The sequence below is a fragment of the Noviherbaspirillum humi genome, from assembly GCF_900188095.1.
In the GTDB taxonomy this organism is placed as follows: Bacteria; Pseudomonadota; Gammaproteobacteria; order Burkholderiales; family Burkholderiaceae_D; genus Noviherbaspirillum; species Noviherbaspirillum humi.
Window position 1 is genome coordinate 20195 of sequence record NZ_FZOT01000004.1, and the last position, 16588, is coordinate 36782.

Annotated in this window: 14 protein-coding genes; 9 read left to right on the forward strand and 5 right to left on the reverse strand. The window is 63.1% G+C overall.

What is annotated here, in order from left to right:
- Positions 1 to 91: 91 nt before the first annotated feature.
- The 5 genes from CHB88_RS08410 to CHB88_RS08430 all read right to left on the reverse strand — a co-directional run bounded on the left by CHB88_RS08410 (position 92) and on the right by CHB88_RS08430 (position 5821).
- On the reverse strand, positions 92 to 271 hold the full coding sequence (locus CHB88_RS08410) for a hypothetical protein (RefSeq protein WP_089398883.1): 180 nt from the start codon (positions 269 to 271) through the stop codon (positions 92 to 94).
- A gap of 126 nt (positions 272 to 397) precedes the next feature.
- Positions 398 to 3109 (reverse strand): aconitate hydratase AcnA, encoded by a 2712-nt coding sequence (acnA, locus tag CHB88_RS08415; RefSeq protein ID WP_089398884.1) that lies wholly within the window; start codon positions 3107 to 3109, stop codon positions 398 to 400.
- A gap of 141 nt (positions 3110 to 3250) precedes the next feature.
- Positions 3251 to 3721 (reverse strand): hypothetical protein, encoded by a 471-nt coding sequence (locus CHB88_RS08420; protein WP_089398885.1) that lies wholly within the window; start codon positions 3719 to 3721, stop codon positions 3251 to 3253.
- Between the two features lie 76 nt (positions 3722 to 3797).
- Entirely contained in the window at positions 3798 to 4757 is a 960-nt protein-coding gene (locus CHB88_RS08425) for an HpcH/HpaI aldolase/citrate lyase family protein (RefSeq protein WP_089398886.1), read from the reverse strand.
- Positions 4758 to 4831: 74 nt separating this feature from the next.
- Positions 4832 to 5821 (reverse strand): malate dehydrogenase, encoded by a 990-nt coding sequence (locus CHB88_RS08430; protein WP_089398887.1) that lies wholly within the window; start codon positions 5819 to 5821, stop codon positions 4832 to 4834.
- Between the two features lie 298 nt (positions 5822 to 6119).
- Here CHB88_RS08430 and CHB88_RS08435 point away from each other — a divergent pair, with 298 nt between their 5' ends.
- The 9 genes from CHB88_RS08435 to odhB all read left to right on the forward strand — a co-directional run bounded on the left by CHB88_RS08435 (position 6120) and on the right by odhB (position 16526).
- Positions 6120 to 6908 carry a GntR family transcriptional regulator gene (locus CHB88_RS08435; protein ID WP_089398888.1) on the forward strand — a complete coding sequence of 263 codons (789 nt, stop codon included), beginning with the start codon at positions 6120 to 6122 and terminating at the stop codon, positions 6906 to 6908.
- A gap of 137 nt (positions 6909 to 7045) precedes the next feature.
- Positions 7046 to 7456: a succinate dehydrogenase, cytochrome b556 subunit gene (gene sdhC, locus CHB88_RS08440; protein WP_089398889.1), complete on the forward strand. Its 411-nt coding sequence runs from the start codon at positions 7046 to 7048 to the stop codon at positions 7454 to 7456.
- Positions 7457 to 7459: 3 nt separating this feature from the next.
- Positions 7460 to 7828, forward strand: coding sequence for a succinate dehydrogenase, hydrophobic membrane anchor protein (gene sdhD, locus CHB88_RS08445; RefSeq protein WP_089398890.1), 369 nt, complete (start codon positions 7460 to 7462; stop codon positions 7826 to 7828).
- A gap of 3 nt (positions 7829 to 7831) precedes the next feature.
- Positions 7832 to 9610: a succinate dehydrogenase flavoprotein subunit gene (gene sdhA, locus CHB88_RS08450; RefSeq protein ID WP_089398891.1), complete on the forward strand. Its 1779-nt coding sequence runs from the start codon at positions 7832 to 7834 to the stop codon at positions 9608 to 9610.
- Between the two features lie 9 nt (positions 9611 to 9619).
- On the forward strand, positions 9620 to 10330 hold the full coding sequence (locus tag CHB88_RS08455) for a succinate dehydrogenase iron-sulfur subunit (RefSeq protein ID WP_089398892.1): 711 nt from the start codon (positions 9620 to 9622) through the stop codon (positions 10328 to 10330).
- 100 nt (positions 10331 to 10430) lie between these two features.
- The gene (locus CHB88_RS08460) at positions 10431 to 10700 is read left to right on the forward strand and encodes an FAD assembly factor SdhE (RefSeq protein WP_089398893.1); all 270 of its coding nucleotides are present in this window, start codon (positions 10431 to 10433) and stop codon (positions 10698 to 10700) included.
- Between the two features lie 70 nt (positions 10701 to 10770).
- On the forward strand, positions 10771 to 12084 hold the full coding sequence (gene gltA / locus CHB88_RS08465; RefSeq protein ID WP_089398894.1) for a citrate synthase: 1314 nt from the start codon (positions 10771 to 10773) through the stop codon (positions 12082 to 12084).
- A 254-nt stretch (positions 12085 to 12338) separates the two neighbouring features.
- Complete coding sequence (locus tag CHB88_RS08470) at positions 12339 to 15194, forward strand: 2-oxoglutarate dehydrogenase E1 component (RefSeq protein ID WP_089399145.1); 2856 nt, start codon at positions 12339 to 12341, stop codon at positions 15192 to 15194.
- Positions 15195 to 15254: 60 nt separating this feature from the next.
- Entirely contained in the window at positions 15255 to 16526 is a 1272-nt protein-coding gene (odhB, locus tag CHB88_RS08475) for a 2-oxoglutarate dehydrogenase complex dihydrolipoyllysine-residue succinyltransferase (protein ID WP_089398895.1), read from the forward strand.
- The last annotated feature ends 62 nt before the right edge of the window (positions 16527 to 16588 follow it).

Genomic DNA, 16588 nt, shown 5'->3' on the forward strand with positions numbered 1-16588 from the left:
CTGCCAGCAATGGGCGCCCGCAATGTGCCTTGTGCAAAAAAGCAAAGCCGCATGACTTGCGCCATGCGGCTTGGTGCCGGGAAGGACTTTATTACTTCGATGCCGGAGCGCTGGCAGCGGGCGCCGGTGCGGGTTCGGCCGGGGCGGAGCTGGCCGGCGCAGACTGATGTCCGCCCGATTCACCCGCCATGTCGACCTTGTCGCCGGCTTTCATGATGACGAACAGTGCAATCAGCGCAAAGGCGAGAAATCCAACCAGCATTTTCCACATGATGTGTCTCCGTATCTATTGGCATTGATTGAGGCACCCGCGCACGGATGCCGACTGATGCCAGCATAGACGGCAATGCTTACATCATGCTTGCGCCGCCCGGCTTGCGCTGGGCGGCGCCGGATCTCAGGCGGCCAGCAACTCGCGCAGCACGAACGGCAGAATCCCGCCGTGCTTGTAGTAGTCCACCTCGATCGGCGTGTCGATGCGCAGCAGCAGCGGCACTTCCTGCGAGCTGCCGTCGGCGCGGTGGATCACCAGCGTCACTTTCTGCTGCGGCCGGATCTCTCCCTCGATGCCCTTGAGGTCGTAGGTCTCGGTGCCGGTGATGCCGAGCGACTGAATGCTGTCGTCGCCGATGAACTGCAGCGGCAGCACGCCCATGCCCACCAGGTTGGAACGGTGGATGCGCTCGAACGAACGCGCCACCACCACCTTGATGCCGAGCAGTTGCGTGCCCTTGGCAGCCCAGTCGCGGGAGGAGCCGGTGCCATACTCTTCGCCGGCGAAGATGATGGTCGGCACGCCGTCGGCGATGTAGCGCATGGCGGCATCGTAGATCGGCATCTGCTCGCCGCTCGGCTGGTGCAGGGTCAGGCCGCCCTCGACACGGGAGCCGTCTTCCTTCGGCGGGATCATCAGGTTCTTGATGCGGACGTTGGCAAAGGTGCCGCGCATCATCACTTCATGGTTGCCGCGGCGCGAGCCGTAGGAATTGAAGTCCGACTTGGCAACGCCGTTTTCCAGCAGCCACTTGCCGGCCGGGCTGGATTCCTTGATCGAGCCCGCCGGGGAGATATGGTCGGTGGTGATGGAGTCGCCGAACACGCCGATGGCGCGCATGCCGCTGATGCCGCTGGCGGCGGCGGCCGGTTCCATGCCGAACTGCTCGAAGAACGGCGGTTCGGCGATATAGGTCGACTGCGGCCAGTTGTAGACGTCGCCGGTGGCGCCGCCCTTGATCTGCTGCCACAGCTTGCCCGGTGCTGCCTTCACCTGCGCATAGTTCTCCTTGAACACCTTGGCGTTCAGGGCGAAGCGCATCAGCTTTTCAATCTCCTGCGAAGTCGGCCAGATGTCGCCGAGGTAAATGTCGCGGCCTCCCTTGCCCTTGCCGACCGGCTCGGTCATCAGGTCCCGGGTGACGGTGCCGGCGAGCGCATAGGCCACCACCAAGGGCGGCGAGGCGAGGAAGTTGGCGCGCAGGTTGGGATGGATGCGCGCCTCGAAGTTGCGGTTGCCGGACAGCACGGCCGCAGCCACGATATCGTTCTGCACGATGACATCGTTCATCGCCGGCGTCAGGTCGCCTGCGTTGCCGATGCAGGTGGAGCAGCCGTAGGAAGCCACGGCGAACCCCAGCTTTTCCAGGTAGGGCAGCAGGCCGGTCGCTTCCAGGTAGGTGGTCACCACGCGCGATCCGGGCGAAAGGGAGGTCTTGATGTGCGGTGCCACTTTCATGCCCGCTTCCACCGCCTTCTTCGCCAGCAGGCCGGCGGCCAGCAGCACGCTCGGATTCGAGGTGTTGGTGCAAGAGGTGATGGCGGCGATCAGCACGTCGCCGTTCTTCACCTTCACGCCGTCGGCGTTCTCGTAGACGGCTTCCAAGGCTTCCGCCTTCTTGTTGAAGCCGTTCTCGGAAACCGGCTTGCTGAACAGGTCGGCAAAGGTGGACTTGACGTTGCCGATTTCGATGCGGTCCTGCGGACGCTTGGGGCCGGCCAGGGACGGCGCGACGGTGCCGAGGTCGAGCGTGACCACGCTGCTGTAGTCAATGTCGCCGTCGCGCGGCACGCCGAACATGTTCTGCGCGCGGAAATACGCTTCGAAGGCATCGATTTCCGCCTTGGTGCGGCCGGTGCCCCTGAAGTACTCGATCGTGGCTTCATCCACCGGGAAAAAGCCCATGGTGGCGCCGTATTCCGGCGCCATGTTGCCGATGGTGGCGCGGTCGGTGGTGGACAGGGAGGCGGTGCCTTCGCCGAAGAACTCGACGAACTTGCCAACCACCTTGGCCTTGCGCAGCAGCTCGGTGATGGTCAGCACCAGGTCGGTGGCGGTGACGCCTTCGCGCAGCTGGCCAGTGAGATTGACGCCGACCACGTCCGGCGTCAGCAGGTAGACCGGCTGGCCGAGCATGCCGGCTTCCGCCTCGATGCCGCCTACGCCCCAGCCGACCACGCCGATGCCGTTGATCATGGTGGTGTGGGAGTCGGTGCCGACCAGGCTGTCCGGATAATAGACATCCTCCTTCTTGTGGACGCCGCGCGCCAGATACTCGAGGTTGATCTGGTGCACGATGCCGAAGCCGGGAGGCACGACGCCGAAGGTGTCGAAGGCTTGCATGCCCCACTTCATGAACTGGTAGCGCTCGTTGTTGCGCTGGAATTCCAGCTTCATGTTGAGGTCCAGCGCCTTCTTCTCGCCGTAGTAATCGACCTGCACCGAGTGGTCGACCACCAGGTCGACCGGCACCAGCGGCTCGATCTTCTTCGGCTGCATGCCCATGCGCGAGGCCACGTTGCGCATCGCCGCCAGGTCGGCCAGCAGAGGCACGCCGGTGAAATCCTGCAGCACGACGCGGGCGACCACGAACGGGATTTCATCGACGCGCTCGGCGTTCGGCGCCCAGTTGGCGAGCTGACGCACATGCTCCTCGGTCACCTTCTTGCCGTCGCAGTTGCGCAGCACGGATTCGAGCACGATCCGGATGGAGATCGGCAGGCGGGAGATCTTGACGCCGAGACTCTTTTCGAGCGCCGGCAGGGAGTAAAACTTGCCTTTCCTGGAATCCGTGATCTTGAATTCCTTCAGGGTGTTCATTGTATTGCGCGACATATCCTCTCCTTAGTTCTTAGGTGCCAGATGCGGATCAATCCACGATAACGAACTGCAAAATTCAACGCCACGCCCCATGCCCTGGACGGCCGGAAGCGTGGCGCCTGCTGCTTGCTGGGGCCCAACGGCCCAATGGCCCAATTACTGGGCGGCAGTCTTCACCGGCTCCGGATGCTTGCACTCGTTGGCCAGCTGGGCGCCTTTTTTGGAATCTAGGAGCATTGCCTTGGCCGGGATGTCGATCCATACCAGGCCGTTCTTGCGGTTCTCGAAACGGTTGGCGCCGGTGGTGGTTTCGACACGGGTCAGGCGCAGCAGCTGCTTCTTCCAGCGCAGGGCGATGTGCTGGTCATCAGTATCATTCTTGTACACGGAAACCTTGTTGCCCAGTTCGCACTGATACTCGGCGTGGGTCGACGTGCTGACGTCCGGCTCGCGGTCATCTTCGTCGACGGCGGCGGACTGCTCATGCTTGGGCTGCGCCTGCTTCTTTGCCGGCGCCTTCTTCACGGTTTTCTTGGCCGGATGAGCATGGGCGTCTTCGGCATGTGCGGGCAGGGCGGTTACGGCAAGGCTGGCTGTGAGAGCGACGAGGGTAGCCAGAAATTTCATGCGGGTCTCCATTGAGGCAAGAGGAATGGGAGGGATTGAGAGTTGGACTGGCGGCAGGCGGAAAGGCTCCACGGAGTTATGCCATGTCTGCCACGGAAGCCGGCACGTCGAGGCCGCTGCGACGTGCCCGCTGCAGAACGGTCCAGTAATAGCGGTAACTGGCGCGGTCATGCAGCGTTCCCTGATGCTGAATCGGACCCCATTGCGCGTCGCGGGCAGCAGCCAGGATGGCGGCCGCGTCGGCCACATCTTCCATGGACGGTGCCAGCGCGGCGACGATGGGCTTGATCTGGTTCGGATGGATGCTCCACATCCGGGTATAGCCGAGTTCGCCGGCGGCGCGGCGGGCATCGTCCGCCACCACCGACAGGTCCCTGATTTCAGTCGTGACGCTGTGCGAGGGCACCTTGCCGTGCGCGTGGCAGGCGGCGGCGATTTCCACCTTGGCGCGCTGCACCAGCGGGTGGGAGAACTGGCCGGGGCTGCGCATGGCGCTGGCAGGAATGGCGCCGTAATGGGCGGAAACGAAATCCATGATGCCGAAGGACAGGCATTCCACCTGCGGCAGCGCGGCGATGCGTTCCGCGTCGCGCAATGCGCCGTAGCTTTCGATCAGCACATGCAGCGGCACCTGGCGCTGCGGAACGAGGCGGTTGATGGCGGCAAGGGCTTCCTCCACCTCTGCCAGGCTGTCCGGCTTGGGCAGCACGAAGTAGGCGAGTCGTTCGGCCTGTGCGCCGATGATGGCGACGTCCTGGGCGAAGCTGGGGTGGCGCAGGTCATGCACCCGGGCGCCGATGCGGTTGAAGCGGTTGTCTTCGCTGCCGAGCAGGGACGCCACCAGGCGGGCATGGGCTTCTTCGTTGCCGGCGGCGGCGCCGTCCTCGCAGTCGAAGGTGATGTCAAAAACGGGGCCAAGCTCTTGTTGCAGGGCAAGCGACTTGCGCATCAGCTTCTCGGAGCCGGCGTAATGGTCGCAGACCGGAAGGGAAACCGGCTGGCGCGTGCCCTGGAATAAAACCTCGGATGGATGCATGCAGTGTGTTCGGAATTGGGCTCGAGGCGGAGCCGGCAGGCCGGACGATGCCGGCCTGCCGGGGCGGTAGTCGATTAGCCGACCAGGTGTTTCACGCCGTCACGCTCTTCGAGCAGTTCCTTTAGCGTGAAGTTGATGCGCTCCTGGGAGAACTCGTCGATCTCCAGGCCCTGGACGATCTTGTACTCGCCGTTCTCGGTGGTCACCGGGAAGCCGAACATGACGCCTTCGGGGATGCCGTAGGAACCGTCGGACGGGATGCCCATGGTGGTCCACTTGCCGTTGGTGCCGAGGACCCAGTCGCGGACGTGGTCGATGGCCGCATTGGCAGCCGAAGCGGCGGAGGACAGGCCGCGCGCCTCGATGATGGCGGCGCCGCGCTTGCCGACGGTCGGCAGGAACGTGTCCTTGTTCCAGACCGGGTCGTTGATCATGTCCTTGACCGACTTGCCATCGACGGTGGCGAAGCGGTAGTCGGCGTACATGGTCGGGGAGTGGTTGCCCCAGACGCACAGCTTCTCGATGGCGGCCACCGGCTTGCCGACCTTGGCGGCGACCTGGGACAGGGCGCGGTTGTGGTCGAGGCGCAGCATGGCGGTGAAGTTCTTGGCCGGCAGGTTCGGGGCCGACTTCATGGCGATGTAGGCGTTGGTGTTGGCCGGATTGCCGACCACCAGCACCTTGACGTTGCGGGAAGCGACGGCGTCCAGCGCCTTGCCCTGCACGGTGAAGATCTGGGCGTTGGCTTCGAGCAGATCCTTGCGCTCCATGCCCGGGCCGCGCGGACGGGCGCCGACCAGCAGGGCGACGTCGGCATCCTTGAAGGCGGTCATCGGATCGCTGTGGGCGGTCATGCCGGCCAGCAGCGGGAATGCGCAGTCGTCGATCTCCATCATCACGCCCTTGAGCGCCTTCTGAGCCTTCTCGTCGGGGATTTCCAGCAGTTGCAGGATGACCGGCTGGTCTTTGCCCAGCATGTCGCCATTGGCAATGCGGAACAGCAGGGAGTAGCCGATTTGACCGGCGGCGCCGGTGACGGCAACGCGCATGGGGGCTTTAGCCATGATGAATCTCCAAAGGTGGTGGTGAGTTATGGGAGGGGGAACTGGCGAGTCCGGCGGCGAAAGCCGTAATCATACCGGTGAAAATCAGACTGGAGGGGCAGATTGCGGACGAGGCCACGGGGAATTCGGAAGGTGCCGGGCCGACTGGACAGGCGGCGCGATGCAGCGGGTTAATAATGCCCGCGAGTGTAGGCGCAAGATGTCACTCCTGTCAACAATCATCTTATATCATATATAAGACATATCACTTTGCTTTTTGCTGGACCGCAATGCCATTTTTATGGTGAAATGATCGGTTATGAACACGACGCCGCCCAATTTGCCCAGTCAGCCGCCTGTCAATGGCGGTTCGGCATCCGCTTCCGGCACGTCGCCCACCTTCAGTCCCCTCTATCAGCAGATCAAGGCGCTCATCACCCAGAGCCTCCAGGCCGGTGAATGGAAGCCGGGCGAGCTGATCCCGAGCGAAGTGGACCTGGCCACCCGCTTCAAGGTCAGCCAGGGCACGGTGCGCAAGGCCATCGACGAACTGGCGGCGGAAAACCTGGTGGTGCGCCGTCAGGGCAAGGGCACTTTCGTCGCCACCCATCACGAGGCGCGCGCCCAGTTTCGATTTCTGCGCCTGATGCCGGATGCCGGTGAGCCGCACTCGGCCGACAACAAGATTCTCGACGTCAAGCGTCTGCGCGCGCCGTCCGAAGTGGCGCGCATCCTGGACATCAAGGCCGGCGATTCCGTGGTTTGCATCAAGCGCGTGCAATCCTTCGACGGCGCGGCCACCATCGTCGAGGAGATCTGGCTGCCCGGTTCCATCTTCAAGGGCCTCACCGCGGAACGCCTGTCGGAGTACAAGGGGCCGATGTACGGGCTGTTCGAGAGCGAGTTCGGCACGCGCATGATTCGCGCCAGCGAAAAGATCCGTGCCGTCGCTGCGGACGAGGCGACGGCGCAATTGCTCGGCACCGTTACCGGAACGCCATTGTTAAGCGTCGAGCGGACTTCATATACCTATGGCGACAAGCCGGTGGAGGTGCGTCGCAGCCTCTATCTCACCGATCGCCATCACTACCAGAATGAGCTCAGTTGACCCGATTTTGAATCAATGAGCTCGGTGGATATGCGATGCGGTTATTCAATTTTATTAGCGTAAGGTCACGATACCTATTGGTGTGGTGCACAAAATAAGCGAAAATTACGGGATTTTCATGTGTAGGGAGTGTAGTCATGGCTGAAGCCATTCAGAAGAGCCGCAAGCGACACGGAGTGATGACCTTCGCGGACATCGCCCACTACAAGTTGCCGCTGGCGGCTTACTTGTCGATCTTGCACCGCATAAGCGGCGCGCTCATGTTCTTTCTGCTGCCGTTCGTGCTCTATCTGCTGGACAAGAGCCTGACGTCGGAAATTTCCTTCGAATACATGAAGGGATTTACTTCCGGCTGGTTCGTCAAGCTGGTGATCCTGGCGCTGTCCTGGGCCTATCTGCACCACTTCTGCGCCGGCTTCCGCCACCTGTCCCAGGACTTCCACATCGGCCTGGACAAGCAGACCATCGGCAAGACCTCCATCCTCGTTTTCGCCGTCAGCCTGACGCTGACCGCACTGGTTGCATTGAAACTGTTCGGAGCATTCTAAGAAATGGCTAACAATAACATCGGCCCGAAGCGTCTGGTCGTCGGCGCCCATTACGGCCTGCGGGACTGGCTGGCCCAGCGCGCCACCGCCATCATCATGGCGGTTTACACCATCATCCTTCTGGTGTCCTTCCTCTCCGGCAGCAATTTCAGCTATGAAGGCTGGGCCGGCCTGTTCTCCCAGCAGTGGTTCAAGATCGCGACCTTCGTCACCGTCATTTCCCTGGCCTACCACACCTGGATCGGCATGCGCTCCATCTGGATGGACTACATCACGGGATCCGTCTTCGCGCGCCTGATCCTGCAAGTCGCCACCCTGGTGTGGCTCATCGGTTGTGTCGGCTGGGCCGCGCAGATTATCTGGAGAGTGTAAATCGTGGCTGCAATCAAATCTTCCCTGCCTGTCCGCCGCTTTGACGCGGTCATCGTCGGCGCCGGCGGCTCCGGCATGCGCGCATCGCTGCAGCTGGCCGAAGCCGGCCTGAACGTCGCCGTGCTGTCAAAAGTTTTCCCGACCCGTTCCCATACCGTGGCTGCCCAGGGCGGCATCGGCGCCTCGCTCGGCAACATGAGCGAGGACAACTGGTACTGGCACATGTTCGATACCGTCAAGGGTTCGGACTACCTGGGCGACCAGGACGCCATCGAATTCATGTGCCGTGAAGCGCCCAAGGTCGTCTACGAGCTCGAGCACTTCGGCATGCCGTTCGACCGCAATCCGGATGGCACCATCTATCAGCGCCCGTTCGGCGGCCACACCGCCAACTTCGGCGAGAAGCCGGTGCAGCGGGCCTGCGCCGCCGCCGACCGTACCGGCCATGCGCTGCTGCACACCCTTTACCAGCGCAACGTGCGCGCCAAGACCCACTTCTTCGTCGAGTGGATGGCGATCGATCTCATCCGCGACCAGGATGGCGACATCCTCGGCGTGGTGGCGCTGGAGATGGAAACCGGCGAAGTCATGATCCTCCAGGGCAAGACCACGCTGTTCGCCACCGGCGGCGCCGGCCGTATCTGGGCCGCTTCCACCAACGCCTTCATCAACACCGGCGACGGCATGGGCATGGCTGCCCGCATCGGCCTGCCGCTGGAAGACATGGAGTTCTGGCAGTTCCACCCAACCGGCGTCTCCGGCGCCGGCGTGCTGATCACCGAAGGCGTGCGCGGCGAGGGCGGCATCCTGATCAACTCCAACGGCGAACGCTTCATGGAGCGCTATGCGCCCACGCTGAAGGACCTGGCTCCGCGCGACTTCGTTTCGCGCTCGATGGACCAGGAAATCAAGGAAGGCCGCGGCTGCGGTCCCAACAAGGACCACGTGCTGCTGGACCTGCGCCACATCGGCGCGGACACCATCCGCAAGCGCCTGCCGTCGATCCTCGAAATCGCCCACAAGTTCGCCAACGTCGACGCCACCAAGGAACCGATTCCCGTCGTGCCGACCATCCACTACCAGATGGGCGGCATCCCGACCAACATCTACGGCCAGGTCGTCGCGCCGAAGAACGGCAATCCGAACGAAATCGTCAACGGCATGTACGCCATCGGCGAATGCGCCTGCGTCTCCGTCCACGGCGCCAACCGTCTCGGCACCAATTCGCTGCTGGACCTCGTGGTGTTCGGCCGCGCCGCCGGCAACCATATCGTCGCGCAGAACCTGCCGGCCAAGAGCCACAAGCCGCTGCCGGCCGATGCCGCCGACATGGCGCTGGCGCGTCTGGCCCGTCTGGAATCGGACAAGGGCACGGAGCGCGTTCAGGACGTGGCCAACGCCATCCGTTCGACCATGCAGCAATTCTGCGGCGTGTTCCGCACCGACGAACTCCTGCAGACCGGCGTGCAGAAAATCATGGAGCTGGACGAGCGCCGCAAGCATGTGTCGTTCAAGGACAAGTCCAAGGTGTTCAACACCGCGCGGGTGGAAGCGCTGGAGCTGGACAACCTGATCGAAACCGCGAAGGCGACCATCGTCTCGGCAGCGGCGCGCAAGGAATCCCGCGGCGCGCACGCGCACCGCGACTTTGAAAAGCGCGACGACGAGAACTGGATGAAGCACACGCTGTTCTATTCCGAGGGCAACCGTCTGGACTACAAGCCGGTCAACACCAAGCCGCTGACCGTCGAGACCTTCAAGCCCAAAGCACGTACTTTCTAAGGTAACAAGATGCCACGCACCGTTAAATTTCAGATCTACCGCTACGATCCCGACAAGGATGCGAAGCCCTACATGCAGGACCTGACGGTCGAGCTGCAGGATACCGACAAGATGCTGCTGGACGCCCTGCAGCGCATCAAGTCCGACGTCGACGACTCGCTGGCGCTGCGCCGCTCCTGCCGCGAAGGCGTGTGCGGCTCGGACGCGATGAACATCAACGGCAAGAACGGCCTGGCCTGCACCACGAACCTGAACGAGCTGTCCCAGCCGATCGTTCTGCGTCCGCTGCCGGGCCTGCCGGTGATCCGCGACCTGATCGTCGACATGACGCAGTTCTTCAAGCAGTACCACTCGATCAAGCCGTACCTGATCAACGAGAGCATTCCGCCGGAGAAGGAGCGTCTGCAGAGCCCGGCCGAGCGGGAAGAGCTCGACGGTCTGTACGAGTGCATCCTGTGCGCCTGCTGCTCGACGTCCTGCCCGTCCTTCTGGTGGAACCCGGACAAGTTCGTCGGCCCGGCCGGCCTGCTGCAGGCCTACCGCTTCATCGCCGACAGCCGCGATCAAGCCACCAACGAGCGTCTCGACAACCTGGAAGATCCGTACCGGCTGTTCCGCTGCCACACCATCATGAACTGCGTCGATGTCTGCCCGAAGGGTCTGAACCCGACTCGCGCGATCGGCAAGATCAAGGAACTGATGGTCCGCCGCGCGGTGTAAACCGGCTCGACGATGGAAGAGGGCTTCCGCCGCCATGGCGGTTGCCCGGTGTTAATCGCCGGCGCCCGCAAGCGCGCCGGCGCAAGAAGGTTCAAAATCGATGTTAGACAACCACCAGTCGGATCCTGTCAAGCGCGCCCGCCTGCGCTGGCGCGCCCGCCGCGGCCTCCTCGAAAACGACCTCATCATCTCGCGTTTTCTGGATGCGCATGAACAGAACCTGACGGACGAGGAAGTCGACGCTTTCTCGCGGTTGATGGAATTGCCGGACAACGAACTGATGGACCTGCTGCTGGCCCGCAAGGAGCCGGAGGGCGAGGTCGACCTGCCGCATGTCCATGCGCTGATCGGCCGCCTGCGCAGCGCCTGATTCCCGTTGTTCCCGTTTTTGTTTTTGCTTTCAACAATCGACTCACATCTCGTGAACTGAAGGACGAGCCATGACCCAATCTGATTCCAAAGCAACGCTATCATTCTCCGATGGTTCCCCTTCGCTGGAACTGCCGATTTACAAGGGCACCATCGGACCGGATGTCATCGACATCCGCAAGCTGTATGGCGCGACCGGCAAGTTCACCTACGATCCGGGCTTCATGTCCACCGCGGCCTGCAATTCCTCGATCACCTACATCGACGGCGACAAGGGCGAGCTGCTCTATCGCGGCTATCCGATCGAGCAGCTGGCGGTCAACTGCGACTTCCTCGAGACCTGCTATCTGCTGCTGAACGGCGAGCTGCCGAACGCCGCCGAGAAAGCCAAGTTCGTCGATACCGTGACCCACCACACCATGGTTCACGAGCAGATGCAGTTCTTCTTCCGCGGTTTCCGCCGCGACGCGCACCCGATGTCGGTCCTGGTCGGCACCGTCGGCGCGCTGGCGTCCTTCTACCACGACTCGCTCGACATCAACGATCCGCACCACCGCGAAGTGTCGGCCATCCGTCTGATCGCCAAGATGCCGACCCTGGTCGCCATGGCCTACAAGTATTCCGTCGGCCAGCCTTTCGTCTACCCGCGCAACGATCTGTCCTACAGCGCCAACTTCATGCGCATGATGTTCTCCACGCCGTGCGAGGAGTACAAGGTCAATGACGTGCTGGTGCGCGCACTCGATCGCATCCTCATCCTGCACGCCGATCACGAGCAGAACGCTTCCACCTCGACCGTGCGCCTGTCCGGTTCGAGCGGCGCCAACCCGTTCGCCTGTATCGCCGCCGGCATCGCCTGCCTGTGGGGCCCGGCCCATGGCGGCGCCAACGAGGCAGCACTGAACATGCTGGAAGACATCCAGAAGCAGGGCGGCGTCGAGCGCATTGGCGAATTCATCGCCAAGGTCAAGGACAAGAACTCCAACGTCAAGCTGATGGGCTTCGGTCATCGTGTCTACAAGAACTACGACCCGCGCGCCAAGCTGATGCGCGAAACCTGCCACGAAGTGCTGACCGAACTGGGCCTGCACGACGACCCGCTGTTCAAGCTGGCCATGACGCTGGAAAAGATCGCGCTGGAAGACGATTACTTCGTGCAGCGCAAGCTCTATCCGAACGTCGACTTCTACTCCGGCATCGTGCAGCGCGCACTGGGCATCCCGGTCTCGCTGTTCACCGGCATCTTCGCCATGGCCCGTACCGTCGGCTGGATTGCTCAGTGGAACGAAATGATCTCCGACCCGGAGCAGAAGATCGGCCGTCCGCGCCAGCTCTTCATCGGCGCAACGAAGCGCGATGTGCCGTCCATGTCGGACCGCGGCTAAGCAGCAACAGCTTCTCCAGGGAATGGGAAAGGCGGGCCTCGTGCCCGCCTTTTTTCGTATTGCGCAAGACCAAATATGCTATGCTACCCGGCTATGATTCTGGATGTCCGCAGTTGGGAAGTCCTTTCACGGTAGTCCACGTCACGTAGCCCTTCCCCCACAACTTGATGTGCGATCCGCTAACCGGTCAGGCCGTGTCGCGGAAGGTTTAATCAACCCGCTAATCTCGCGAAACGCGAAGAAAGGTGAGCAAGATGATGCAGCAATACTTCTCCAACTCGTATCTGTTTGGAGGTAATGCCCCGTACGTTGAAGAACTGTACGAAGCCTACCTCAACAATCCCGGTTCCGTTCCCGACAACTGGCGCGCCTACTTCGACGCCATGCAGCACGTGCCTGCGGTCGATGGCTCCGCCCGTCCCGACGTCGCCCACGCACCGGTCATCGCATCATTTGCCGAGCGGGCCAAGCAGGGTCCGATTCGCACCGTCACCGCCTCCGCCGACGCGGAAATGGGCCGCAAGCGCGTCGCCGTCACCCAGCTGATTTCCGCCTACCGCTTCCTGGGCAACCGCTGGGCCAATCTCGATCCGCTGCAGCGCCAGGAACGTCCGAGCATTCCCGAACTGGAGCCGAGCTTCTACGGCTTCAGCGATGCTGACATGGACACCGTGTTCAACATCAGCAATACCTATTTCGGCACCGAGACCGCTTCCCTGCGCGATCTGCTGAATGCCCTGCGCGACACCTACTGCCGCAGCATCGGCGCCGAATTCATGTACGTCACCGATCCGGCGCAGAAGCGCTGGCTGCAGGAGCGTCTCGAATCCTCCCGTTCCACCGCCAAGTTCTCGGAGCAGAAGAAGCGCCACATCCTCGAGCGCCTCACCGCTGCCGAAGGTCTCGAACGCTATCTGCACACCAAGTACGTCGGCCAGAAGCGCTTCTCGCTCGAAGGCGGCGAAAGCTTCATCGCCTCCCTGGATGAAACCGTCCAGCGCGGCGGCGAAAAGGGCGTGCAGGAAATCGTCATCGGCATGGCTCACCGCGGCCGCCTGAACGTGCTGGTCAACATCCTCGGCAAGATGCCGCAGGACCTGTTCGCGGAATTCGAAGGCAAGCATGCCGACGACCTGCCGGCCGGCGACGTGAAATACCACCAGGGCTTCTCCTCCGACGTCACCACCGCTGGCGGCCCGGTCCACCTGTCGCTCGCCTTCAACCCGTCGCACCTCGAGATCGTCAACCCGGTCGTCGAAGGTTCTTCCAAGGCCCGCATGGACCGCCGCGGCGACAAGGACGGCGCGCAAGTCATGCCGGTGCTGGTGCACGGCGACGCCGCCTTCGCCGGCCAGGGCGTCGTGATGGAAACCCTGAACCTGGCGCAGACCCGCGGCTACGGCACGGGCGGCACGGTTCACATCGTCATCAACAACCAGATCGGCTTCACCACGTCCGATCCGCGCGATTCCCGCTCCACCCTGTACTGCTCCGACGTCGTGAAGATGATCGAGGCGCCGGTGCTGCACGTCAACGGCGACGATCCCGAAGCCGTCGTCTTCGCCACCCAGATCGCGCTCGACTTCCGTCTTGAGTTCAAGAAGGACGTGGTCATCGACATCGTCTGCTTCCGTAAGCTCGGCCACAACGAGCAGGACACCCCGGCGCTGACCCAGCCGCTGATGTACAAGAAGATCGCCAACCACCCCGGCACCCGCAAGCTGTACGCCGACAAGCTGGCGACGCAGGGCGTGATCCCGGCCGACGGCGGCGACGCCATGGTCAAGGCCTTCCGCGATGCGATGGACGCCGGCCGCCATACCGTCGATCCGGTCATCTCCAACTTCAAGGGCAAGTACGCCGTTGACTGGATGCCGTTCCTGAACCGCAAGTGGACCGACGCCGCCGACACCGCCGTGCCGCTGGCGGAGCTCAAGCGCCTGGCTGCGCGCATCACCGTCGCGCCGGAAGGCTTCAAGGTCCATCCGCTGGTCGAGAAGGTCCTCGGCGACCGCGCCGCCATGGGCCGCGGCGAGATGAACCTCGACTGGGGCATGGGCGAACACCTCGCCTACGCGTCGCTGGTCTCCTCCGGCTACGCCGTGCGCCTGACCGGCCAGGATGCCGGCCGCGGCACCTTCGTGCACCGCCACGCCGTGCTGCACGACCAGAAGCGCGAGCGCTGGGATGCAGGCACCTACATTCCGCTGCAGAACGTGGCCGAAAACCAGGCGCCGTTCAACGTCATCGACTCCGTGCTGTCGGAAGAAGCCGTGCTCGGCTTCGAATACGGCTACTCCACCGCCGAGCCGAACACCCTCACCATCTGGGAAGCCCAGTTCGGCGACTTCGCCAACGGCGCCCAGGTCGTCATCGACCAGTTCATCAGCTCCGGCGAAGTGAAGTGGGGCCGCCTGTCCGGCCTGGTGATGATGCTGCCCCACGGCTACGAAGGCCAGGGTCCGGAGCACTCCTCGGCCCGCCTCGAGCGCTACCTGCAGCTCTGCGCCGAGAACAACATGCAGGTCGTCCAGCCGACCACCGCCGCCCAGATCTTCCACCTGCTGCGCCGTCAGATGATCCGTCTGTTCCGCAAGCCGCTGGTGATCATGACGCCGAAGTCGCTGCTGCGTAACAAGGATGCCGGTTCGCCGCTGTCCGAGCTGGCCAAGGGCACCTTCCAGACCGTGATCGGCGAAGTGGACGAGAAGATCGATCCGAAGAAGGTAAAGCGCGTGCTGGCCTGCTCCGGCAAGGTCTACTACGACCTCGTCAACGCCCGCAAGGAGCGCGCGCAGGCCGACACCGCCATCATCCGCGTGGAGCAGCTGTATCCGTTCCCGCATAAGGCCTTCGCTGCCGAGCTCAAGAAGTTCCCCAACTTCAACGAGCTGGTATGGGTGCAGGACGAGCCGCAGAACCAGGGCGCCTGGTTCCAGATCCAGCACAACATCTTCGAAAACCTCGAAGAGGGTCAGAAGCTCGCCTACGCCGGCCGTCCGGCCAGCGCCTCGCCGGCAGTCGGCTACTACGACAAGCATTACGCGCAGCAGAAGGCGCTGATCGATACCGCCTTCTCGAAGCTCAAGGGCTTTGTCCTCACCAAATAAATACCCGGCGGCGCGCTAGAAACTGGCGCGCCGCAAGAACAACCCGAAACGGAGCGTTACATGGCAATCATCGAAGTGAAAGTCCCGCAGTTGTCCGAATCCGTCGCCGAAGCGACGCTGCTGCAGTGGCACAAGAAGGTCGGCGAGTCCGTCGGCCGCGACGAAAACATGATCGACATCGAGACCGACAAGGTCGTGCTCGAACTGCCGGCCCCTGACGCCGGCGTCATCACCGAAGTCCTCAAGGGCGACGGCAGCACGGTCGTCGCCGGCGAAATCATCGCCCGCATCGACACCGAAGCCGTCGCTGGCGCCGTGGCGCCCGCCGCAGCTGCGCCTGCTGCAGCCGCAGCCCCGGCCGCCGATCCGGTTGCCGCGGCCGTGAACGCACTGGCCGCCAAGGCGCCCGCCGCTTCCGACGTGAAGGTCATGCCGGCCGCCGCCAAGATGCTGGCCGATAACAACCTTTCCGCTGCTTCCGTGGCCGGCACCGGCCGCGATGGCCGCGTCACCAAGGGCGACGTGATCAACGCCGTCGAAAACAAGGCTGCACCGGCGCCCGCCGTTCCTGCAGCGGCTGCCAAGCCGGCCCTGCAGCAAGTAGCCGCGCCGACTGGCCTGAACCTCGCCGGTCGTCCGGAAGAGCGCGTGCCGATGAGCCGCCTGCGCGCCCGCATCGCCGAGCGCCTGCTGCAGTCGCAATCCACCAACGCCATCCTGACCACGTTCAATGAAGTGAACATGCTGCCGGTCATGGAGCTGCGCAACAAGTACAAGGACAAGTTCGAGAAGGAGCACGGGGTCAAGCTCGGCTTCATGTCGTTCTTCGTCAAGGCCGCCGTGGCCGCCCTGAAGAAATACCCGATCCTGAACGCTTCGGTCGACGGCAACGACATCGTCTACCACGGCTACTTCGACATCGGCATCGCCGTCGGTTCGCCGCGCGGCCTGGTCGTGCCCATCCTGCGCGACGCCGACCAGATGACCATCGCCGACATCGAGAAGAAGATCGCCGAATTCGGCGTCAAGGCCAAGGACGGCAAGCTGACCCTGGACGAGCTCACCGGCGGCACCTTCTCCATCTCCAACGGCGGCGTGTTCGGTTCCATGCTGTCCACCCCGATCATCAACCCGCCGCAGTCGGCCATCCTCGGCGTGCACGCCACCAAGGAGCGTCCGGTTGTCGAGAACGGCCAGATCGTCATCCGTCCGATCAACTATCTCGCCATGTCCTACGACCACCGCATCATCGACGGCCGCGAAGCCGTCCTGGGTCTGGTGGCCATGAAGGAAGCGCTGGAAGACCCGGCTCGCCTTCTGCTGGACCTCTGATCGCTGCGCAAGCGGCGCAACGAAAGTGAATTGAAGGGCGGGGATCGTGACGCGATCCCCGC